Genomic DNA, 21546 nt, shown 5'->3' with positions numbered 1-21546 from the left:
TGTGGCCCGACGTGCTCGGAGCAGCCGCCGCGCCGCGTACCGCGCGGAAATCCCGCGCGCCTGGGCATGACGGGCGATGCTATCACCGCCCGCTATCCAATTGCCGGACCAGGTGTGCGACAAACCCCAGGTCACGACCGTACGCGAGGGGCCGGGTGCGTTCCGTCACGCCCGGCGGCCCGCTCAGAACAGGCTCAGCGGGTCGACCTGGAGCCGGACCGGTTCGGCGGCCTTGCGGGCGCTGCGCTGCCCGGCCGCGGCGTGCAACGCGCCGGCCAGCGCGCCCGCCCGGGACCGCGGGACACGGACCAGCATCCGCTCCCGGCCCTCCTCGGCCGGCACCGGGCCGAGCACCTCGGCGCCGTCCGGCAGCCGGGCGCCGGCCAGCAGGTCGGCCACCGCCTCGGCCACGCCGGTGACGCTGGCCATCCGTACCGCCGGCGGGAAGCCCAACTCCCGGCGCTCGGCCAGCTCCCGGGCGGCGAACCAGGCCGCGTCCCACCGCAGCAACGCCTGCACCGGCGCCAGCGCGCCGTCCGCGACCACCACCACCCGGCCGCCCGCCGCGCCGGCCCGGGCCAGCGCGGCGCCGGCCAGCCAGCGCCGCAGCGCCTCCTCCCCGGCCCGCAGGTCGGCCCGGGTGAGCAGGGCCCACGAGTCGAGCAGCAGCACCGCGCCGTAGCCGCCCTCGGCGACCGGCTCGGCGCCCGGCGTGGCGATCACCAGGCCGGCGCCGCCGGGCACCGTGGCCAGCACCTCCTCCCGCCCCGAGGTCCGCACCGGCACGCCCGGGAACGCCCGGCCCAGCTCCTCGGCGGTCCGCCGGGCGCCGGTGACCGAGGCGCGCAGCCGCCGCCCACCGCACTCCGGGCAGGCGTACGCGGCGGCGACCCGGCCGCACCAGCGACAGGCGGGCGTGCCCTGCGCCGACGGCAGGGCGAGCGGGCCGGCGCAGTGCGGGCAGCGGGCCGGGGCCCGGCACTCGGCGCAGGCGACCGAGGGCAGGTAACCGCGTCGGGGTACCTGCACCAGCACCGGCAGGTCGGCGCGGAGCGCGTCCCGGGCGGTGGTCCAGGCCAGGCTGGGCAGCCGGGCGGAGGCCGCGCCCGGGTCCCGGGCCAACTGCGGGTCGTCGCCGGTGGGCGCCATCGCCGGCATCCGCGCCCGCACCGTGGCCCGGTCGGCGACCACCTCCCGCGCCCAGCCGGTCTCCACCAGCAACTGCGCCTCGGCGGTCCGCGCGTACCCGCCGACCAGCGCGCCCGCGCCGGTGAGGTGCGCCCGGGTGAGCAGCACCTCGCGGGCGTGCGGGTAGGGCGCCCGGGGCTCGGCGTGCAGGTCGTCGCCGTCGTCCCAGACCGCCACCAGGCCGAGCCGCTCCACCGGGGCGAACATGGCCGCGCGGGTGCCGATCACCACCGGCGCCTCACCGCGGCGGGCGGCGAGGAACGCGCGGTAGCGACGCGCCGGCCCGTCGGCGGCGGTGAGGCGGACGTGCCGGCCCGGGCCCAGCACGGCGGTCAGGGCGGCGTCGAGCCGGTCCAGGTCCCGGCCGTCCGCGACCACCACCACGGCGCCCCGGCCGCCGGCCACGGTGGCGGCCACCGCGTCCGCGTACCGGTCGGCCCAGTCCTCCCCCGGCAGCGCCGACCAGACCGCGCGGGCCGGCCGGCCCTCGGCGAGCGTGCGCAGCAGCGCCGGTCCGGCCGGGTAGTCCCGCCAGCCGCGCGGGTCGACCGACACGCCGGCGGCGCCGGCGACGGCCGCGTCGGCGCTCTCACCGACGCCCTCGACGACGGCGGCGACCGGGGGCTCGCTCACGGGCCCGGCGGCGACCGGGGGTCCGCTCACGGGCCCGGCGGCGGGCTCAGGCGCGGAGCCGGTCGCGGGCGCGGCGGCGACCTCGGCGGCGGTCGCGGTCTTCTCGGCGCGGGCGTGCCGGGGCGGCACGGCGAGCCGGAGCACGTCGGCCAGGCTGCCGGCGTACCGGTCGGCGACCGCCCGCGCCAGCCGGGCCACCTCCGGGGAGAGCACCGGCACCGGGGAGACGACCTTCTCCAGGTACGCCAGCTTCGGGTGGTCGGACTCGGCGACGCGCTCCAGCAGCCAGCCGTCGACGAGTTGGCCGGCGAAGCGGACCTTCACCCGCACCCCGGGCCGGGCGTCGGCGTCCAGCGCCTCCGGGACCAGGTAGTCGAACGGGCGGTCGAGGTGCGGCAGCGGCACGTCCACGCAGACGCGAGCGACCGGCGACCCCGCAGCGGGTCGCCGGTCGCGGCGCGTGTCGGCGGTCAGGCTCCCGCGGCCGACTTGAGGTCGGCGGCCCGGTCGGTGCCCTCCCAGGTCAGGTCCGCCAGATCCCGGCCGAAGTGGCCGTACGCGGCGGTCTGCCGGTAGATCGGGCGCAGCAGGTTCAGGTCCCGGATGATGGCGGCCGGGCGCAGGTCGAACACCTCGGCGACGGCCTTCTCGATCGCGGCCACCGGCACGGTCTCGGTGCCGAAGGTCTCGACGAACAGGCTCACCGGGTGCGCCTTGCCGATCGCGTACGCGACCTGCGCCTCGCACCGCTCGGCCAGCCCGGCGGCGACCACGTTCTTGGCCACCCACCGCATCGCGTACGCGGCCGACCGGTCGACCTTCGACGGGTCCTTGCCGGAGAACGCGCCGCCACCGTGGCGGGCGTACCCGCCGTAGGTGTCCACGATGATCTTCCGGCCGGTCAGCCCGGCGTCGCCCATCGGGCCACCGATCTCGAACCGCCCGGTCGGGTTCACCAGGAGGCGGTACCCCTCGGTGTCCAGCTCCAGGCCCTCCAGCTCCGGGGTGATCACGTGCTCGCGCACGTCCGGGGTGAGCAGCGACTCCAGCGAGATGTCCGCCGCGTGCTGGCTGGACACCACCACCGTGTTCAGGCGGACCGGTCGCAGCCCGTCGTACTCGATGGTCACCTGGGTCTTGCCGTCCGGGCGCAGGTACGGGATCGTGCCGTCCTTGCGGACCTGCGCCAGCCGGCGGGCCAGCCGGTGCGCCAGCGCGATCGGCAGCGGCATCAGCTCGGGCGTCTCGGAGCAGGCGAAGCCGAACATCATGCCCTGGTCGCCCGCGCCCTGCGCGTCGAGCGCGCTCTCCGACCCGCCGGTACGCAGCTCGAACGCGTTGTCCACGCCCTGGGCGATGTCCGGCGACTGGGCGCCGATGGAGACGCTCACGCCGCAGGACGCGCCGTCGAAGCCCTTCTTCGACGAGTCGTAGCCGATGCTGAGGATGGTTTCCCGCACGATGGTCGGGATGTCGGCGTACGCCTTGGTGGTCACCTCGCCGGCGACGTGCACCTGGCCCGTGGTGATCAGCGTCTCCACCGCGACCCGGCTGTGCGGGTCCTGTGCGAGCAACGCGTCGAGGATGCCGTCGCTGATCTGGTCGGCGATCTTGTCCGGGTGGCCTTCCGTGACCGATTCGGACGTGAAGAGACGTGTCACGGCACTCCTAAGCATGTAAAAACGTTTGAAGGTCGCTCGCGACAGTTTAGTCGCCGGGTGTCCGGCGTCATTCGCAAACGTGCGGAGACCAAGGGTCAGGACGGGCCGTCCAGGCGGCCGGCCACGAGGTCCCAGACGGCGTCGGCCAGGGCCTCCTTGAGCTGCTCGGGGAACCGGTGCACGGCCCCGTCGGCGCCGATCACGACGGCGGCGTTGGTCTCCGCGCCGAACACCTTGTCGACGCCGACCTCATTGACCACGATCAGGTCGGCGCGCTTGCGGGCCAGCTTGGCCCGGCCGTTGGCCTCCGCGTCGTGGGTCTCCGCGGCGAACACCACGAGCACCTGGCCGGGCCGACGGTTCCGGCCCAGCTCGGCGGCGATGTCCGGATTGGTGACCAGCTCGATGGTCGGCGCGGGGCCACCCTCGGACTTCTTGATCTTGCCGGTGGCGTAGCTGGCCGGGCGGAAGTCGGCCGGCGCGGCGGCCATCACCACGGCGTCCGCGTCGGCGGCGGCGGCCAGCGTCGCCGCGCGCAGCTCCTCGGTGGTGCCGACCCGCACCAGGTCCACCCCGGCCGGGTCGGCGAGCGCCACGTTGGCCGAGACCAGCGTCACCCGGGCGCCCCGGGCGACCGCGGCGCGGGCGAACGCGTACCCCTGCTTGCCGGAGGACCGGTTGCCCAGGAACCGGACCGGGTCGAGCGGCTCGCGGGTGCCGCCGGCGGTGACCACCACGTGCCGGCCGGCCAGGTCGGCCGGCGCGGCGACGCCACGGGCCAGCGCCCGGCGGGCGACCGCGAAGATCTCCGCCGGGTCGGGCAGCCGGCCCTTGCCGGTGTCCCGACCGGTGAGCCGACCCACGGCCGGCTCGATCACCCGGACGCCCCGGGACCGCAGCGTGGCCACGTTCGCGACGGTCGCCGGGTGCTCCCACATCTCGGTGTGCATGGCCGGCGCCAGCAACACCGGGCACCGCGCGGTCAGCAGCGTGTTGGTGAGCAGGTCGTCGGCGAGGCCGTGGGCGGCCTTGGCGAGCAGGTCGGCGGTGGCGGGCGCGACCACGACCAGGTCGGCGCGCTGCCCGAGGCGCACGTGCGGCACCTCGTGCACGTCGGACCAGACGTCGTCGGCGACCGGCTGGCCGGAGAGCGCCGCCCAGGTCGGCGCCCCGACGAAGCGGAGCGCCGACGCGGTCGGCACGACCCGGACCCGGTGACCCGACTCGGTGAAGAGCCGGAGCAGCTCACACGCCTTGTAGGCGGCGATGCCGCCGCCGACCCCGAGGACGATCTCGGCGGGCATCGGCGCGGGCGGAGTTACGGCTGGTCGGTCGGCTCGGCGGTGAGCAGGCCCGAGTTGATCTCACGCATGGCGATGGAGAGCGGCTTCTCCTGCGGAGTGGTCTCCACCAGCGGGCCGACGTACTCCAGGAGGCCCTCACCGAGCTGGCTGTAGTAGGCGTTGATCTGACGCGCCCGCTTGGCGGCGAAGATGACCAGCGCGTACTTCGAGGTGGTCTTCTCGAGCAGCTCGTCGATCGGCGGGTTGGTGATGCCCTCGGGGTTGGTGGCGATGGATCCCACGAATTTGACCTCTGCGTCTCGCTCGGCGGCGGCCGTCGCTCAACCGCGCGGTGGCGGTCGGGCCGGTGCCAGGAATGACGAACCGAGCAATCCTACCAGCTCGGCCGCGGCACGCTCGGTCCGGTCGTGCGCCACGGCATGTGCGAACGCGGCCGCCACGAGCGGGTCGGCCCGGTACGCCGGCGGCGTGAGCAGCACCAGCCGGGCCTCCGGCACGACGGCGCGGACGGCGAGCGCGCCGGCCAGGTCCAGCGGCAGCAGCACCGGCCGGCCCTGCGCCAGGGGGGACCGCACGTGCGCCCGGGGCACCCCCCGGCGGTACGGCCCGATCCGGCACCACTCCAGCAGCTCGTCGGCGGCGATCAGCCGGTCGAAGCCGACCGGGTCGAGGAAGAGCCGGTCCACGCCGTCCCGCTCGCCCGGTCGCGGCGGCCGGGTGGTGGCGACCACCGGCACCCGCACGGACGCAAGGCGCGCCCGGACCTGCTCGACGACACTGCCCCGACCGGCCCCGGAAGGACCGGACAGGACAGTGAGCCGAGCCGCCGAGCGCGCCTCGTCATCCGTGCTCACCGCTTGTTTCTACACGGTGGTCCGCTCAGTTGGCGGCGAACTCTCCCAGCAGCGCCTTGCGCTGCTGCTCGCCGAGGCCGCGAAGGCGACGGCTGTCGGCGATCTTGAGCTTCTCCATGATCTGGGTGGCCCGGATCTTACCGATGCCCGGCATCGCCTGGAGCACTGCCGAAACCTTCAGCTTGCCCACGACGTCGTCGGACTCGGCCCGCGCGAGGACGGTGGCGAGGGTGGTCTTGCCCTGCTTGAGCTGCTCCTTCAGCTCAGCGCGGGCCTTGCGGATCTCCGCAGCCTTCTCCAGCGCGGCAGCGCGCTGCTCGGGGGTCAGTGACGGGAGCGGCACCAGTTCTCCTCAGGTCCCTAGTTGTACTGCCCAGGGACGTTGGTTGAGGTTGTGTGACGACACGACGTAGATAGACGTGATGACGAAGGCCTCCGGTTGTGGAGTGGAGCTGTCTAGGAACCGCTCCGCCAACCAGGAGGCCTTCGTGTCCCACGCTAACGCCGCTTTGACCCCGCGTGCACGTCTTCGCCTGGCGCGTCTGATCGTGGACCAGGGGTGGCCGGTCGCCCGGGCCGCGGAACGCTATGACGTGTCCTGGCCAACGGCGAAACGGTGGGCGGCACGCTACGCCGAACTCGGCGCCGATGGCATGGCCGACCGGTCATCCCGGCCGAGTCACAGCCCGAACCGCACCTGCCAGCCGCTGGTGCGCAAAGTGGTGCACCTGCGGTGTAAGCAGCGGCTGGGGCCGGTGCAGATCGCCGGCCGTCTCGGCATGCCCGCCTCGACCGTGCACGCCGTCCTGACCCGTTGCCGGATCAACCGGCTGTCGCACCTCGACCGGCGCACCGGGGAGCCCGTGCGCCGCTACGAACACGACCACCCCGGCGCCATGCTGCACATCGACGTCAAGAAGCTCGGCCAGATCCCCGACGGCGGCGGGTGGCGCTATGTCGGCCGCGCCCAGGGCAAACACAACAGGCAGGCCACCGCCCGCCGCACCGGCGCCCGCAACCACCATCGGGATCCGCGGATCGGGACCGCGTTCGTGCACACCGTCGTCGATGACCACTCACGGGTCGCCTACGCCGAGATCCACCAGGACGAGAAAGCCGCCACCGCCACCGCCGTGCTCCACCGCGCGGTCGCCTGGTTCACCACCAGGGGCGTCACCGTCGAGCGAGTGTTGACCGACAACGGCTCCGCCTACAGGTCCCACGCCTGGCGCAACGCCTGCACGGAACTCGGCATCACCCCGAAGAAGACCCGTCCTTACCGGCCCCAGACCAACGGCAAGGTCGAGCGCTTCCACCGAACCCTGACCGACGGCTGGGCCTTCGGCCGGTGCTACACATCCGAAGCCGCCCGCCGCAAGGCCCTACCCGCCTGGCTCCATCACTACAATCACCACCGCCCCCACACCGCAACCGACGGCAAACCGCCCGTCACCAGGTTGACCAACCTCCCTGGGCAGTACACCTAGTACGGCGGGCGGAGCCCCACCGCAGCTGTGAAACGTGGTGTCGCTGGCAACCAAAGGGGTCCGTGGTTCCCAGCGCGGGGAAAACTAGCGGTCAACGGAGCTTTCGGCAACGTGGACGCGCGATGATCAACGTAAAGTGACCGAGCCGTCAGTCAGTCCGGCGGTGGTCAGGGCGGCCCGGCACTCGGCCAGCGCCCGCTCCGTGGCGGCCCGCAGGGCGGTCGGGTCCGGCCCCGCGCCCAACACCTCCCGGGAGTACGACGGCAGCACCGACGGCAGCGCGGCGCCGAAGACGGCACGCAACCCGGCGGGGGTGCCGCCCTGCGCGCCCAGCCCCGGCGCGAGCAGCGGACCGTTCAGCCCGCCGAAGTCGTGGCCGGTCTCGCCGATCGTCGCGCCGACCACCAGACCGAAGCTGCCGAGCGGCTCCGCACCCCGGTTGAGCTGGGAAATCTCGTCGATGACGGCCTGCGCGACGGTGCGTCCGTCGGGCCCCACCGCGCGCTGCACGGCGGCCCCCTCCGGATTGGAGGTGAGCGCCAGGACGAAGACCCCGCCCCCGTGCGCGGCGGCCGTCTCAACCATCGGCGCGAGCGAACCTACTCCCAGGTAGGGGCTCGCGGTGATCGCGTCGACATACAGCGGGCTGGATGGATCGAGGTACGCCGAGGCGTACGCGCGGACCGTCGAGCCGATGTCTCCGCGCTTGACGTCGAGGAGAACGAGCGCACCCACATTACGCAACTGTCGGATAGTTGACTCAAGCACCGCCACGCCGCGCGAGCCGAAGCGCTCGAAGAACGCCGACTGCGGCTTGACCACCGCGACCCGGTCGCCGATGGCCTCCACCACGGTCCGGCTGAACCGCTCCAGCCCGTCGACGTCGTCGGGCAGCCCCCAGTCGGCCAGCAGACCCGGGTGCGGGTCGATTCCCACGCAGAGCGGTCCCCGCTCCGTCACGGCCCGGTGCAGGCGCGCGCCGAACGTCTCCATCGCGTCTCTCCCTCTCCCGACGGCTCCGGGCCGCCTCCGATGTCCCGCGACGGCCCTTCCGTCGCGTCAGCTCGCTCCGGCCGCCCCAGCCGGCCGGTCGGCCCCGAACCCGCCCCCGCCGGGCTCGACCGGCCCCGTCAGCCCCGATCGGGGCTCAACCGGCCTTGACCGCCGCCGCCACGCCGGCGGCGATCCGTGCCACGTCCGCGGCGTCGCAGACGTACGGCGGCATGGTGTAGACGAGGTCGCGGAACGGGCGCAGCCACACCCCCTCGGCGACCGCCGCGGCGGTGGCCCGGGGCAGGTCCACCTCGTGGTCCAGTTGCACCACCCCGATCGCGCCGAGCACCCGCACGTCGGCCACCCCGGGCGTGTCGCGCAACGGCGCCAGGCCGTCCCGCAGCCCGGCGGCGATCCCCGCCACCCGCCCGGCCCAGTCCCCGCCGCGCAGCAGGCCCAGCGAGGCGTTCGCGACCGCGCAGGCGAGCGGGTTGCCCATGAACGTCGGCCCGTGCGCCAGCACGCCGGCGGCCGAGATCGCGCCGGCCACCGCCGGGGTGCAGAGCGCCGCCGCCAACGTCAGGTAGCCGCCGGTGAGCGCCTTGCCGACACAGAGCACGTCCGGCGTGACGCCGGCGTGCTCGGCGGCGAACATCCGCCCGGTCCGGCCGAAGCCGGTGGCGATCTCGTCGAAGATCAGCAGAATGCCGTGTGCCCGGGTCACCTCGCGCAGCACCCGCAGGTAGTGCGGATGGTGGAACCGCATCCCGCCTGCGCCCTGGACCACCGGCTCCACGATCACCGCGGCCAGCTCGGCGGCGTGCCGCTCGACGGCGTCCACCAGCGCCGCCTCGTACGCCGGGTCGGGCGGGGCGTCGAAGCCGGCCGGCGGCAGCGGCGCGAACACCTGCCGGGGCAACACGTCGCCCCAGAGGTGGTGCATGCCGCCCTCCGGGTCGCAGACGCTCATCGGATGGAACGTGTCGCCGTGGTAGCCGCCCCGCCAGGTGCCCAGCCGGCGGCGCTCCGGGCGCCCCACGGCGCGCTGGTACTGGAGGGCCATCTTCACCGCGACCTCGACGCTCACCGAGCCGGAGTCGGCCAGGAAGACGTGCTCCAGGCCGTCCGGGGCCAGCTCGACCAGGGTGCGCGCGAGGCGTGCCGCGGGCTCGTGGGTGAGCCCGCCGAACATCACGTGGCTCATCCGGCCGAGCTGGTCGGTCACGGCCGCGTCCAGCACCGGGTGGCGGTAGCCGTGGATCGCCGCCCACCACGACGACATCCCGTCGACCAGCTCCCGGCCGTCGGCCAGCCGCAGCCGCACCCCCGACGCGCTCTCCACCACGAGCGGCGGGCCGGCCGGCGGCAACGCCGCGTACGGGTGCCACACGTGCCGCCGGTCCAGGGCGAGGATCTCCTCGGGCGTCACAGCTCCTCCTTCGCTCTCTCGCACGATCTTGCACTTTCGGCCCGCGTTGCGCCCGAAATGTTCGGTTTGCTGGGGCGGGAACTGCAAGATCGCGCGGGAGATCGGGGGTCAGGGCGCGGGGGTGGGGTGGGGGGGCGGGGGGTGGGGTGGGGTGGGGTGGGTGGGTGGGTGGGGGGTCAGGGGGTGGTGCGGGTGGTGATGGCTCGGGTGAGGGCGGGGCCGCGGTAGATGAAGCCGGTGTAGAGCTGCACCAGGGCGGCGCCGGCGTCGAACATGCGGGTCGCGTCGTCCGGGTCGAGGATGCCGCCGACGCCGATGACCGGCAGTCGTCCGCCGGTCTCCCGGTGCACGAAGGCGACCACCTCGCGGGCGCGGGCGGTCAGCGGGCGGCCGGACAGGCCGCCGGTCTCGGCGCCGCGCGCCCGGTCGGCCGGGGCGAGCCCGTCCCGGCCGAGCGTGGTGTTGGTGGCGATGACGCCGGCCGCGCCCCGGTCGAGGCACACCTCCAGCAGCTCCGCCACGGCCGGCTCGGTCAGGTCCGGGGCGATCTTCACCAGCACCGGTTTCTCGCCGACCAGCGCGGCGAGCAGCGCGTCCAGGTGGGACCGGTCCTGCAACGACCGTAGGCCCGGGGTGTTCGGCGAGGACACGTTGACCGCGAAGTAGTCGCCGTGGCCCTTGAGCGCCCGGTAGGAGGCGAGGTAGTCCTCGACCGCCTCGTCCAGCGGGGTCACCTTGGACTTGCCCAGCGAGATGCCCAGCGGGACGCCGAGCGGGCGCGGCAACGCCGCCAGCCGGGCGGCGAGCGCCTCGGCGCCGGCGTTGTTGAAGCCCATCCGGTTGACCACGGCCTCGCTGTCGCGCAGCCGGAACAGTCGCGGCCGGGGATTGCCCGGTTGGGCGTGCGCGGTCACGGTGCCGACCTCGACGAAGCCGAAGCCCAGCGCCGGCCAGGCCGGCAACGCGACGCCGTTCTTGTCCATCCCGGCCGCCAGTCCGACCGGGTTCGGGAACCGCACGCCGAACACGGTGCGCGGCGCGGCCCGGAAGTACGCCCGACGCAGCGCCGCAAGTGCCGCCGGCCGTCGCGACAGCCCGGCGAGCCGCGCCAGCGTCCACTCGTGCGCCGCCTCCGCGTCCCCGCCCCCGAGCGCGAACAGCCGGGGCCGCACCACCTTCTCGAAGATCACCGTTCGCCCTCCGAATCGGTGACCATGAGGTTGGCGGCGATGTGGATCTCCTCCACCGCCGCCAACCTCATGATCGACGCGGGTGTCGGGGTGGTCACTCGTTGGCCCGGAGCGCGGCGTGCAGGTCCTGGAGCGGGCGGACCTGGAGGTCGCCGTTGATGCGCGCCTCGATGCCCATCACCGCCGCCGCCGCGCCCGGAACCGTGGTGACGCACGGGATGTCCGCCGTCACGGCGGCGCTGCGGATCTCGTAGCCGTCCGAGCGGGCGCTCGCGCCCGAGCCCTGCGGCGTGTTCACCACCAGCGCGACGTCGCCGCCGAGGATCAGCGAGACCGCGTCCGCGCCCTCGCCCGACTCGTAGTGCTTGCGGATCTGCTCGCAGGCGATGCCGTGCCGGCGCAGCACCTCGGCCGTCCCGGTGGTGGCGACGATCTCGAAGCCCAGGTCGGCCAGGCGCTTGATCGGGAAGATCATGCCGCGCTTGTCCCGGTTGGCCACCGAGACGAAGATCTTCCCGGCGGTGGGCAGCGACCCGTACGCGGCGGCCTGCGACTTGGCGAACGCCTGGCCGAAGCCGGTGTCGATGCCCATCACCTCGCCGGTGGAGCGCATCTCCGGGCCGAGCAGCACGTCGATGCCCTTGCCGGACGGCGTGCGGAACCGCTTGAACGGCAGCACCGCCTCCTTGACCGCGATCGGCGCGTTCGGCGGCATGGTGCCGCCGTCCCCGGTCGGCGGCAGCATCCCCTCGGCCCGCAACTGCGCGATCGTGGCGCCCAACGCGATCCGGGCCGCCGCCTTGGCCAGCGGCACCGCCGTCGCCTTCGACACGAACGGCACGGTCCGGGAGGCGCGCGGGTTGGCCTCCAGCACGTAGAGCGTGTCGCCCTGCAACGCGTACTGGACGTTGAGCAGGCCGCGCACCCCCACGCCGCGGGCGATCTCCTCGGTGTAGCGGCGCACCTGGGTCAGGTGCGAGCCGGCCAGCGTGATCGGCGGCAGCGCGCAGGACGAGTCGCCGGAGTGGATGCCGGCCTCCTCGATGTGCTCCATCACGCCGCCCAGGTAGACGTCGCCGTCCGCGTCGACGAGCGCGTCGACGTCGATCTCGATGGCGTCGTCGAGGAAACGGTCCACCAGCACCGGGTGGTCCGGTGAGATGTCGGTGGCCCGGCCGATGTAGTCGCGCAGCGTGGCGTCGTCGTAGACGATCTCCATGCCCCGGCCGCCGAGCACGTACGACGGGCGGACCAGCACCGGGTACCCGATCTCGTCCGCGATCGCCTTCGCCTCGTCGTACGAGGTGGCCATGCCGTGCGCGGGCGCGCGCAGCCCGGCCCGGTCCAGCACCGCGCCGAACGCGCCCCGCTCCTCGGCCAGGTGGATCGACTCCGGCGAGGTGCCCACGATCGGCACGCCGGCGTCCTTGAGCCGCTGGGCGAGGCCGAGCGGGGTCTGACCGCCGAGCTGCACGATCACCCCGACCACACCGGGGCCGCCGGCCGCCTTGCCGGACGAGTCCTCGGCGTGCCACGCCTCCAGCACGTCCTCGAACGTCAGCGGCTCGAAGTAGAGCCGGTCGGCGGTGTCGTAGTCGGTGGACACGGTCTCCGGGTTGCAGTTGACCATGACCGTCTCGTAGTCCACCCCCCTGAGCGCCTGGACGGCGTGCACGCACGAGTAGTCGAACTCGATGCCCTGCCCGATCCGGTTCGGCCCGGAGCCGAGGATGAGCACCTTGGGCCGGGCCGAGGGCGCCACCTCGGTCTCCGAGTCGTACGTCGAGTAGTGGTAGGGCGTGGTCGCCTCGAACTCGGCCGCGCAGGTGTCCACCGTCTTGTAGACCGGCCGGATCCCGAGCCGGTGGCGCAGCGTCCGGACGCCGTCCTCGGCGGCCAGCTCGGGGCGGAGCGCGGCGAGCTGCCGGTCGGACAGGCCGGCGCGCTTGGCGCGACGCAGCAGCGCGGCGTCGAGCACCGGGGCGTCGACGATCTCGGCGCGCAGCTCGACAAGCGCGGCGATCTGGTCCAGGAACCACGGGTCCATGCCGCCGGACGCCTCGGCCACCTCGGCGATCGACGCGCCGAGGCGCAGCGCCCGCTCGACGGTGTAGAGCCGGCCGTCGTGCGGCATCCGCAGCGCCGCCAGCGTGTTTTCCTTCGTGGCGCCCGCCGGGTCGGGGACGGTCCAGAAGCCGGCCGCCCTGGTTTCCATCGAGCGCATCGCCTTGTTCAGCGCCTCGGTGAAGTTGCGGCCCAGGCTCATCGCCTCGCCCACGGACTTCATGGTGGTGGTCAGCTCCGGGTCGGCGCCGGGGAACTTCTCGAACGCGAACCGGGGGATCTTCACCACCACGTAGTCGAGCGTCGGCTCGAACGCGGCCGGCGTCTTGAGCGTGATGTCGTTGGGGATCTCGTCGAGCGTGTAGCCGATGGCGAGCTTCGCGGCGATCTTCGCGATCGGGAAGCCGGTCGCCTTGGACGCCAGCGCCGAGGAGCGGGACACCCGCGGGTTCATCTCGATCACGACGATCCGGCCGTCGGCCGGGTTCACCGCGAACTGGATGTTGCAGCCGCCGGTGTCCACCCCGACCTCACGCAGCACCGCGATGCCGAGGTCGCGCAGTCGCTGGTACTCCCGGTCGGTGAGCGTCATCGACGGGGCGACGGTGACGCTGTCGCCGGTGTGCACGCCCATCGGGTCGACGTTCTCGATCGAGCAGACCACCACCACGTTGTCGTGGCGGTCCCGCATCAGTTCGAGCTCGTACTCCTTCCAGCCGAGGACGCTCTCCTCGATGAGCACCTCGTGCACCGGGCTGGCCGCCAGGCCCGCCCCGGCGATGCGCTCCAGGTCCTCGTCGGTGTGCGCCATCCCGGAGCCGAGACCACCCATGGTGAACGACGGCCGGATGACCACCGGCAGGCCCAGGTCGGCGACGGTGTCGCGGACCTCGTCCATGGAGTGGCAGACCCGCGAGCGCGGGGTCAGCGTGGACGGGTCGTCCAGACCCAGGCGTACGCCGGCCTTGGCCACGATGTCCTTGAAGAGCTGGCGGTCCTCGCCCCGGTTGATCGCCTCGATGTTGGCGCCGATCAGCTCGACGCCGTACTTCTCCAGGACGCCGGCGGAGTGCAGCGCGACCGCGGTGTTCAGCGCGGTCTGCCCGCCCAGCGTGGGCAGCAGCGCGTCCGGGCGCTCCTTGGCGATGACCAGCTCGACGAACTCCGGGGTGATCGGCTCGACGTACGTGGCGTCGGCGAACTCCGGGTCCGTCATGATCGTGGCCGGGTTGGAGTTGACCAGGCTGACCCGGATCCCCTCGCTGCGCAGCACCCGGCAGGCCTGGGTGCCGGAGTAGTCGAACTCGCAGGCCTGTCCGATCACGATCGGCCCGGAGCCGATCACCAGGACGTGCTTCAGGTCGGTCCGCTTAGGCATGCTTGCCGCCTTCGATGAGTTCCGCGAAGCGGTCGAACAGGTAGTCCGCGTCGTGCGGGCCGGCCGCCGCCTCCGGGTGGTACTGGACGGTGAAGGCGGGCACGTCCTCGGCCCGCAGCCCCTCGACCACGTTGTCATTGAGGCAGACATGGGAGACCCGGACGCCACCGAACGCGGTGTCGACCACCTCATCGGGGACGACCGCGCCGGAGGAGACCCCGGGCACCTGGACCGCGAAGCCGTGGTTGTGGCTGGTCACCTCGACCTTGCCGGTGGCCCGGTCGAGCACCGGCTGGTTGATGCCGCGGTGGCCGTACCCCAGCTTGTAGGTGCCGAAGCCGAGCGCCCGGCCGAGGATCTGGCTGCCGAAGCAGATGCCGAACAGCGGGATCCGGCGGGTGAGCACCTCGCGGGCCAGCGCCACCGGCCCGTCGGCGGTCGCCGGGTCACCCGGGCCGGGTGAGAGGAACACCGCGTCCGCGCCGGTGGCGAGCAGGTCCTCGATCGTCGAGCCGGCCGGCAGCACGTGGGTGGTGACGCCGCGGGCGGCGAGCCGGCGTGGCACGTTGCGCTTGATGCCCAGGTCCAGCGCGGCCACCGTGAACCGGTGCTCGCCGACGGCCTCCACCACGTACGGCTTGGCGGTGGTCACCTCGGCGGACAGGTCCGCGCCGACCATCGACGGCGCGCGGCGGACCCGATCGAGCAGGGCGGCCGGGTCGTCGTCGACGCTGGAGACACCGACCCGCATCGCGCCGCGTTCACGCAGGTGCCGGGTGAGCGCCCGGGTGTCGATCCCGCTGATCCCGACCACGCCCTCGGCGGCGAGCCGGTCCTCCAGCCCGCCGGTGGCGCGCCAGTTCGAGCCGATCCGGGCCGGGTCGCGCACCACGTACCCGGCCACCCAGATCCGGCCGGACTCGTCGTCCTCGCCGTTCACGCCGGTGTTGCCGATGTGCGGCGCGGTCTGCACCACCACCTGACGGTGGTAGGAGGGGTCGGTGAGCGTCTCCTGGTAGCCGGTCATGCCGGTGTTGAAGACCGCCTCGCCGAAGGTTTCCCCGACGCTGCCGTACGCCTCGCCGTGGAACGTGCGCCCGTCCTCCAGGACGAGGATCGCGCTTCTCCGCCTACTGCTCACTTGACAGCCTTTCCGTCCAGGACCGTCGGCTCGCCGCGCAGGAAGGTCGCCACGATGCGACCCGGCAGCGTCATGCGGGCGTACGGGGTGTTGCGACTGCGACTGGCCAGCTCGGCCGGCTCGATCACGCGTCGGGCCGCCGGGTCGACCACTGTCAGGTTGGCCGGCACGCCGGGGGCCGGGTCGAGGCCGTGCCCGGCCAGCCCGGCGATCCGGGCCGGGACCCGCGACATGCGCTCGGCGATCAGGTCCCACCGCGGGCCGAGCACGTCGAGCGCGATGGAGAGCGCGGTCTCCAGGCCGAGCATGCCCGGCCGGGCGTACGCCCACTCGCACTCCTTGTCCTCCACGGCGTGCGGCGCGTGGTCGGTGGCGATGATGTCGATCACGCCCTCGGCCAGCGCGGCGCGCAGCGCGGCGATGTCGGCGGCGGTGCGCAGCGGCGGGTTGACCTTGAAGACCGGGTCGTAGCTCTCCGCGCGTTCGTCGGTCAGCAGCAGGTGGTGCGGGGTCACCTCGGCGGTCACCCGCACGCCGCGCGCCTTGGCCTGGCGCAGCACCTCGACGCTGCCGGCGGTGGAGACGTGGCAGACGTGCAGCCGGCTGCCCACGTGCTCGGCGAGCAGCACGTCCCGGGCGATGATGGCCTCCTCGGCCACGGCCGGCCACCCGGTCAGGCCGAGGCGGGTGGAGACCTCACCCTCGTGCATCTGCGCGCCCTCGGTGAGGCGGGGCTCCTCGGCGTGCTGGGCGATCACCCCGTCGAACGCCTTGACGTACTCCAGCGCGCGGCGCATCAGCCGCGGGTCGGCGACGCAGTGCCCGTCGTCGGAGAAGATCCGCACCCGGGCCGCGGAGTCGGCCATCGCGCCCAACTCGGCCAGCCGCTCGCCGGCCAGCCCGACGGTGACCGCGCCGATCGGCTGCACGTCGACCAGGCCGGCCTCCCGGCCCAGCCGCCAGACCTGCTCGACCACGCCGGCGGTGTCCGCGACGGGCGAGGTGTTCGCCATCGCGCAGACCGCCGTGTAGCCGCCGAGCGCCGCCGCCCGGGAGCCGGACTCGACCGTCTCGGCGTCCTCCCGGCCGGGTTCGCGCAGGTGGGTGTGCAGGTCGACCAGGCCGGGCAGCGCGACCAGGCCGGTCGCGTCGATGACGGTGGCGTCGTCCGCGGCGAGCCCGTGGCCCGTCTCGGCCACCACGCCGTCGCGGATGAGCAGGTCGGTCGGCTCGCCGCCGACGACGCTGACGTTGGTGATGAGGTACGCGGTCACCGGTTGTTCCCTCCGAGCAGCAGGTAGAGGACGGCCATCCGCACGGAGACCCCGTTGGCGACCTGTTCGACGATGGTGGAGCGGGGTGAGTCGGCGACCTCGGGCGTGATCTCCATCCCCCGGTTCATCGGGCCGGGATGCATGACGATCGCGTGCTCGGGCAGCCGGCGCATGCGCGGCCCGTCCAGCCCGTAGCGCCGGGCGTACTCGCGGGCCGACGGGAAGTAGGAGTCACTCATCCGCTCCCGCTGCACGCGCAGCATCATCACCACGTCCACACCGGGTGCAACGGTGTCGAGGTCGTAGGAGACGTCGATGCCGGGGGCGAGCGCGGTCGCGATGTCGACCGGGATGAGCGTCGGCGGGCCGACCAGCGTGACCTTGGCGCCGAGCGTGGTGAGCAGCAGCACGTTGGAGCGGGCCACCCGGGAGTGCAGCACGTCGCCGACGATCGCCACGTGCAGGCCGGCGAGCCGGCCCAGCCGGGACCGCATCGTGTACGCGTCCAGCAGCGCCTGGGTGGGGTGCTCGTGGGTGCCGTCGCCGGCGTTGACCACCGACCCGTCCACCCAGTCGGCCAGCCGGTGCGGCGCGCCGGAGGCGGGGTGCCGGACCACCACCGCGTCGGCGCCCATCGCCTGGAGGGTGAGCGCGGTGTCCTTCAGGCTCTCGCCCTTGGCCACGCTGGACCCCTTGGCGGAAAAGTTGATCACGTCGGCGCTGAGCCGCTTGGCGGCGGCCTCGAACGAGATCCGGGTCCGGGTGGAGTCCTCGTAGAACAGGTTGACCACGGTGCGCCCGCGCAGCGCGGGCAGCTTCTTGACCTCCCGGCCGGCCACGGTCGCCATCTCGGCGGCGGTGTCCAGGACCAGGGTGGCGGTGTCGGCGTCCAGGTCGGCGCCGGAGAGCAGGTGCCGGATCATGCGGGATTCCCCCCGTACAACTTGACCTCGTCGGCGCCGTCGGTCTCGGCGAGGGTGACCTTGACGTTCTCGGCCAACGCGGTGGGGATGTTCTTGCCCACGTAGTCGGCGCGGATCGGCAGTTGGCGGTGGCCGCGGTCGACCAGGACGGCGAGTTGCACGGAGGCCGGGCGGCCGACGTCGCTGAGCGCGTCCAGCGCGGCCCGCACGGTGCGGCCGGAGAAGAGCACGTCGTCGACGAGCACGACCCGCCGGCCGTCGATCCCGCCCGGCGGCAGGTCGGTCGGGCCGACCGCGCGGGTGGCGTGCCGGCGCAGGTCGTCGCGGTAGAGCGTGATGTCGAGCACGCCCACCGGAACGGTCACGTCCTCGAACGTGCTGATCCGGGCCGCGAGGCGGCGGGCCAGGGGCACACCCCGGGTGGGGATGCCGAGCAGCACGGTGTCGGCGGCGCCCTGGGTCTTCTCCAGGATCTGGTGGGCGATGCGGTCGACCACCCGCGAGACGTCCGCTGCGGCGAGGATCACCTTCACCGAGGGTTGTCGCGGCGGCGACGAATGGGCAGCCGATGGGTAGGCCACGGCGGACCTCCTTCCCCGCCTCACGGGACGGGTCGTTAAAGGACGTCTATCGACTCCGGTGGGCCCGCGCGGGGCCCGGACCGGGGCTCCACGCCACGTTACCAGCGGTCACCGGCCCCGCTGCCGCCGGTCCTGACCTGCCGGTCAGCCCGGCGAAATGTGGACAAGCCACACCGGCCTGTCGAACGTCCCCGACACCACCACTTGACCAGTTGTCGCAATCCCCGTACCGTCACGCTCCGTAGCGATAGCTGGGAGAACCCCGAGCAGCACTGGGAGTGTCCGAATGCCCTCTGAATACGCCAAGTCGCTGGGCGCCCGCCTGCGCTCCATCCGCCAGCAGCAGGGCCTGTCCCTGCAGGGGGTGGAGGAGAAGTCGAACGGGCGGTGGAAGGCCGTGGTGGTCGGCTCGTACGAGCGCGGCGACCGCGCCGTCACCGTGTCCCGCCTGGCGGAGCTGGCCGACTTCTACCGCGTTCCCGTCTCGGAGCTGCTGCCCGACGGCAGCGGGGTGCGTCACGAGCCCACCAGCAAGATCGTGCTGGACCTGGAGCGGCTCTACGACGAGGCCTCCGAGGACCTGGCCTACGTCGCCCGGTACGCCCGCGCCATCCAGCAGCAGCGCGGCGACTACAACGGCCGGGTGCTCTCCATCCGCGCCGACGACCTGCGGGCCCTCGCGATCGTCTACGACGCCTCACCGTCGGGCCTGATCGAGCGGCTCACCGAGCACGGTGTGCTGGTCGCCGACCCGCGGGCGTTCTTCGCCTCCTGAGCCACGCACCACGAAGGGCCCGTGCCGTCCGGCACGGGCCCTTCGTCGTCACCAGGTGCGGAGCCTCAGCGGCTGGCGTACTCGGCGATCCGGCCGAGAATGCCGTTGAGGAAGCGGGGCGAGTCGTCGGTCGACATCTGCCGGGCCAGCTCGACGGCCTCGCTGATCGCCACCGCGTCGTCGATCTCGTCGACGTAGAGCAACTCGTACACGGCGATCCGGGCCAGGTTGCGGTCGACCACCGGCATCCGCTCCAGCGTCCACCCCTCGGCGTAACTGGCGATGATCTCGTCGATCCGGTCGAGGTGCGCCGCGACGCCCTCGACCAGCCCGACCGCGTAGCCGAGGTGGTCGGGGCGGGGCTGCTCGATCCGCTCCAGGTAGCCGGCGAGCACCTCGACCGGGGGCCGGTCCCGCAGGTCGGCCTCGAAGAGCACGTCCAGCGCCCGCTTGCGCGCCTTGCGGCGCGCCGGCATCTGCTGCTTCGGACCCTCGGCCATCAGGCTCGGCCGAGGTAACGGCCGTCGCGGGTGTCGACCTTGATCTTCTCGCCGGTGGTGATGAACAGCGGCACCTGGACGGTGGCGCCGGTCTCGACCGTGGCCGGCTTGTTGCCACCGGTGGACCGGTCGCCCTGCAGGCCCGGCTCGGTGTAGGTGACCTCGAGCACGACCGAGGTCGGCAGCTCGATGTAGAGCGGGACGCCCTCGTGGGTGGCGACGGTCGCCTCGGCCTCCGGGAGGAGGTAGTTGGCGGCCTCGCCGACGGTGCCGCCCATCACGGTGATCTGGTCGAACGTCTCCAGATCCATGAAGACGTAGTCCTCGCCGTCGGCGTACAGGTACTGCATGGTGCGCTTGTCGACGGTGGCGGTCTCGACCTTGGTGCCCGCGTTGAAGGTCTTGTCGACCACCTTGCCGGACAGCACGTTCTTCAGCGTGGTACGCACGAACGCACCACCCTTACCGGGCTTGACGTGCTGGAACTCGACGACGGCCCACAGCTCGCCGTCCAGGTTGAGTACCAGGCCGTTCTTCAGGTCGTTGGTGGTGGCCATTTCCTGCCTTGATCATCAATTGGCGGACAGACCCACCAAGTCTACTAGCTGTGTCGAATCGGACTCGCGCGCTGCGCGAGGTGGTGCAGGGCCAGGCGGTAGCCGTCCACGCCCAGGCCGCAGATCACGCCGGTGGCCACCGCCGAGACCACCGAGTGGTGCCGGAACTCCTCCCGGGCGTGGATGTTGGAGATGTGCACCTCGACCAGCGGGCCCCGCAGCATGGCGCAGGCGTCCCGGACCGCTATCGAGTAGTGCGACCAGGCGGCCGGGTTCAACACCACCGCCGCCTCCTCGTCCGCCGCCTGGTGCAGCCAGCCCAGCAGCTCGTGCTCGGCGTCGGTCTGCCGGACCACCACGTCCAGCCCCAGCTCCCGCCCGGTCCGCTCGCACATGGCGACCAGGTCGGCGTAGCTGGTCACGCCGTACACGTCGACCTGGCGGGTGCCGAGCCGGCCCAGGTTCGGCCCGTTGAGCACGTACGCCCTCACGAGCTGATCTCCCGGTAGGCCGCGGCCAGCAGCTCGTCCGGCGGGGCCTCCAGGATGGCCGGGCGGGCCAGGCCGTCCAGCACCACGAACCGCAGTCGGCTCCCCCGGGCCTTCTTGTCCACCCGCATCGCGGCGAGCAGCTCCGGCCAGGCGTCCGCCCGGTAGCCGGTGGGCAGGTCGAGCGCGGTCAGCACGTCCCGGTGCCGGCGCGCGGTGGCCTCGTCGAGCCGGCCGGCGAGCCGGGCGAGGGTGGCGGCGTAGACCAGCCCGACGGCGACCGCGTGACCGTGCCGCCAGCGGTACCCCTCCACCTTCTCGATCGCGTGGGCGAGCGTGTGCCCGTAGTTGAGCACCTCGCGGACCCCGGACTCGCGCAGGTCACCGCCGACCACGTCGGCCTTGACCCGCACCGCCCGCTCGACCAGCTCACGGACCACCGGGCCGGTCGGGTCCAGTGCGGCCGTCGGGCCCCGCTCGATGAGGTCGAGGATCACCGGGTCGGCGATGAAGCCGCACTTGACCACCTCGGCCATCCCGGCGGCCAGGTCGGCCGGGGGCAGCGCGTCCAGCGTCGCGAGGTCGCAGAGCACGCCGGCCGGCGGGTGGAACGCGCCGACCAGGTTCTTGCCGGCAGCCGTGTTGATCCCGGTCTTGCCGCCGACCGCCGCGTCGACCATGCCGAGCAGCGAGGTCGCCACCGGCACCCAGCGCACCCCGCGCAGCCAACTGGCCGCGACGAAGCCGGCCAGGTCGGTCACCGCGCCGCCGCCCACCCCGACCACCGCGTCGGTCCGGGTGAAACCGGCCGCGCCGAGCCGGTCCCAGCAGGCCGCGGCCACGTCGACGTGCTTGCCCGCCTCGGCGTCCGGCACCTCCACCAGAAGCGGCGTGACGCCGTCGGCGCGGGCCCGCTCGGCGAGCCGCTCGGCCAGCGCCTTGAGCGGCGGAGCGTACAGGTAGGCCACCCGCTCCGCGCCGGGCAGCAGCTCGGGCGGCGGGTCGAGCAGGTCGCGTCCCACCAGCACGTCGTACGGCCGTTCGCCGCCGACCGGGATCCGGGTCACCTCGTCCATCGCCGGCAGCCTAGTCCAGCGCCCGCCCCCGGCGCGGCGACTGTCCACTC

At 73.4% G+C, this 21546-nt stretch carries 20 protein-coding genes; 2 read left to right on the top strand and 18 right to left on the bottom strand.

The window, feature by feature from the left end:
• Window positions 1-183 precede the first annotated feature (183 nt).
• From OG767_RS12950 to mihF, 6 genes are all read right to left on the bottom strand, one after another.
• Entirely contained in the window at window positions 184-2232 is a 2049-nt protein-coding gene (locus tag OG767_RS12950; protein ID WP_405093620.1) for a primosomal protein N', read from the bottom strand.
• A 59-nt stretch (window positions 2233-2291) separates the two neighbouring features.
• Window positions 2292-3497, bottom strand: coding sequence for a methionine adenosyltransferase (gene metK, locus OG767_RS12945; protein ID WP_405093619.1), 1206 nt, complete (start codon window positions 3495-3497; stop codon window positions 2292-2294).
• 80 nt (window positions 3498-3577) lie between these two features.
• Window positions 3578-4786 (bottom strand): bifunctional phosphopantothenoylcysteine decarboxylase/phosphopantothenate--cysteine ligase CoaBC, encoded by a 1209-nt coding sequence (gene coaBC / locus OG767_RS12940; RefSeq protein WP_405093618.1) that lies wholly within the window; start codon window positions 4784-4786, stop codon window positions 3578-3580.
• Between the two features lie 14 nt (window positions 4787-4800).
• Window positions 4801-5067, bottom strand: coding sequence for a DNA-directed RNA polymerase subunit omega (rpoZ, locus tag OG767_RS12935; RefSeq protein ID WP_405093617.1), 267 nt, complete (start codon window positions 5065-5067; stop codon window positions 4801-4803).
• 39 nt (window positions 5068-5106) lie between these two features.
• Window positions 5107-5640, bottom strand: coding sequence for a guanylate kinase (locus OG767_RS12930; RefSeq protein WP_405093616.1), 534 nt, complete (start codon window positions 5638-5640; stop codon window positions 5107-5109).
• Window positions 5641-5665: 25 nt separating this feature from the next.
• Window positions 5666-5983, bottom strand: coding sequence for an integration host factor, actinobacterial type (gene mihF / locus OG767_RS12925; protein WP_018785079.1), 318 nt, complete (start codon window positions 5981-5983; stop codon window positions 5666-5668).
• Between the two features lie 145 nt (window positions 5984-6128).
• On the opposite strand from mihF, the gene OG767_RS12920 reads away from it, so the two are divergent.
• Window positions 6129-7127 (top strand): IS481 family transposase, encoded by a 999-nt coding sequence (locus OG767_RS12920; protein ID WP_405094185.1) that lies wholly within the window; start codon window positions 6129-6131, stop codon window positions 7125-7127.
• A 126-nt stretch (window positions 7128-7253) separates the two neighbouring features.
• Here the strand turns inward: OG767_RS12920 and pyrF are convergent, their stop codons facing one another.
• The 8 genes from pyrF to pyrR form a co-directional block, all read right to left on the bottom strand.
• A complete protein-coding gene (gene pyrF / locus OG767_RS12915) occupies window positions 7254-8120 on the bottom strand; it encodes an orotidine-5'-phosphate decarboxylase (protein WP_405093615.1) in 867 nt (288 codons plus the stop codon).
• A gap of 154 nt (window positions 8121-8274) precedes the next feature.
• Window positions 8275-9549: an adenosylmethionine--8-amino-7-oxononanoate transaminase gene (locus tag OG767_RS12910; RefSeq protein ID WP_405093614.1), complete on the bottom strand. Its 1275-nt coding sequence runs from the start codon at window positions 9547-9549 to the stop codon at window positions 8275-8277.
• A gap of 176 nt (window positions 9550-9725) precedes the next feature.
• Window positions 9726-10739: a quinone-dependent dihydroorotate dehydrogenase gene (locus OG767_RS12905; RefSeq protein ID WP_405093613.1), complete on the bottom strand. Its 1014-nt coding sequence runs from the start codon at window positions 10737-10739 to the stop codon at window positions 9726-9728.
• Window positions 10740-10833: 94 nt separating this feature from the next.
• Window positions 10834-14181, bottom strand: a complete 3348-nt coding sequence (carB, locus tag OG767_RS12900) for a carbamoyl-phosphate synthase large subunit (RefSeq protein ID WP_405093612.1) — start codon at window positions 14179-14181, stop codon at window positions 10834-10836.
• Entirely contained in the window at window positions 14174-15322 is a 1149-nt protein-coding gene (gene carA, locus OG767_RS12895; protein ID WP_405093611.1) for a glutamine-hydrolyzing carbamoyl-phosphate synthase small subunit, read from the bottom strand. Before carA ends, carB begins: the two co-directional genes overlap by 8 nt.
• On the bottom strand, window positions 15319-16596 hold the full coding sequence (locus tag OG767_RS12890; protein WP_405093610.1) for a dihydroorotase: 1278 nt from the start codon (window positions 16594-16596) through the stop codon (window positions 15319-15321). Before OG767_RS12890 ends, carA begins: the two co-directional genes overlap by 4 nt.
• Window positions 16593-17519 carry an aspartate carbamoyltransferase catalytic subunit gene (locus tag OG767_RS12885; protein ID WP_107160042.1) on the bottom strand — a complete coding sequence of 309 codons (927 nt, stop codon included), beginning with the start codon at window positions 17517-17519 and terminating at the stop codon, window positions 16593-16595. The genes OG767_RS12890 and OG767_RS12885 overlap by 4 nt, the downstream gene beginning before the upstream one ends.
• The gene (gene pyrR / locus OG767_RS12880) at window positions 17516-18100 is read right to left on the bottom strand and encodes a bifunctional pyr operon transcriptional regulator/uracil phosphoribosyltransferase PyrR (protein ID WP_405093609.1); all 585 of its coding nucleotides are present in this window, start codon (window positions 18098-18100) and stop codon (window positions 17516-17518) included. The genes OG767_RS12885 and pyrR overlap by 4 nt, the downstream gene beginning before the upstream one ends.
• Window positions 18101-18386: 286 nt before the next feature.
• On the opposite strand from pyrR, the gene OG767_RS12875 reads away from it, so the two are divergent.
• Window positions 18387-18875, top strand: coding sequence for a transcriptional regulator (locus OG767_RS12875; protein ID WP_013285505.1), 489 nt, complete (start codon window positions 18387-18389; stop codon window positions 18873-18875).
• A gap of 65 nt (window positions 18876-18940) precedes the next feature.
• Here OG767_RS12875 and nusB read toward each other — a convergent pair whose 3' ends face one another.
• The 4 genes from nusB to aroB are packed head-to-tail and all read right to left on the bottom strand — an operon-like array spanning window position 18941 to window position 21496.
• Window positions 18941-19351: a transcription antitermination factor NusB gene (gene nusB / locus OG767_RS12870; RefSeq protein ID WP_405094207.1), complete on the bottom strand. Its 411-nt coding sequence runs from the start codon at window positions 19349-19351 to the stop codon at window positions 18941-18943.
• 23 nt (window positions 19352-19374) lie between these two features.
• Window positions 19375-19932: an elongation factor P gene (gene efp / locus OG767_RS12865; RefSeq protein ID WP_281939722.1), complete on the bottom strand. Its 558-nt coding sequence runs from the start codon at window positions 19930-19932 to the stop codon at window positions 19375-19377.
• A 44-nt stretch (window positions 19933-19976) separates the two neighbouring features.
• The gene (gene aroQ, locus OG767_RS12860; protein ID WP_405093608.1) at window positions 19977-20423 is read right to left on the bottom strand and encodes a type II 3-dehydroquinate dehydratase; all 447 of its coding nucleotides are present in this window, start codon (window positions 20421-20423) and stop codon (window positions 19977-19979) included.
• Window positions 20420-21496, bottom strand: coding sequence for a 3-dehydroquinate synthase (gene aroB, locus OG767_RS12855; RefSeq protein ID WP_405093607.1), 1077 nt, complete (start codon window positions 21494-21496; stop codon window positions 20420-20422). The genes aroQ and aroB overlap by 4 nt, the downstream gene beginning before the upstream one ends.
• Window positions 21497-21546 lie beyond the last annotated feature (50 nt).

Source organism: Micromonospora sp. NBC_01392 (assembly GCF_045040125.1).
Lineage (GTDB): Bacteria > Actinomycetota > Actinomycetes > Mycobacteriales > Micromonosporaceae > Micromonospora.
The sequence above is the reverse complement of the archived record's forward strand: the minus strand, read 5'-3'. Positions and strand labels throughout refer to the sequence as shown.

Bases quoted from the DNA above. Each gene is read 5' to 3' on its own strand.
- OG767_RS12875 (WP_013285505.1), top strand. From the start codon at position 18,387: ATGCCCTCTGAATACGCCAAGTCGCTGGGCGCCCGCCTGCGCTCCATC.
- OG767_RS12885 (WP_107160042.1), bottom strand. From the start codon at position 17,519: ATGATCCGGCACCTGCTCTCCGGCGCCGACCTGGACGCCGACACCGCC.
- nusB (WP_405094207.1), bottom strand. From the start codon at position 19,351: ATGCCGGCGCGCCGCAAGGCGCGCAAGCGGGCGCTGGACGTGCTCTTC.
- pyrF (WP_405093615.1), bottom strand. From the start codon at position 8,120: ATGGAGACGTTCGGCGCGCGCCTGCACCGGGCCGTGACGGAGCGGGGA.
- metK (WP_405093619.1), bottom strand. From the start codon at position 3,497: ATGCTTAGGAGTGCCGTGACACGTCTCTTCACGTCCGAATCGGTCACG.
- efp (WP_281939722.1), bottom strand. From the start codon at position 19,932: ATGGCCACCACCAACGACCTGAAGAACGGCCTGGTACTCAACCTGGAC.
- coaBC (WP_405093618.1), bottom strand. From the start codon at position 4,786: ATGCCCGCCGAGATCGTCCTCGGGGTCGGCGGCGGCATCGCCGCCTAC.
- aroB (WP_405093607.1), bottom strand. From the start codon at position 21,496: ATGGACGAGGTGACCCGGATCCCGGTCGGCGGCGAACGGCCGTACGAC.
- carB (WP_405093612.1), bottom strand. From the start codon at position 14,181: ATGCCTAAGCGGACCGACCTGAAGCACGTCCTGGTGATCGGCTCCGGG.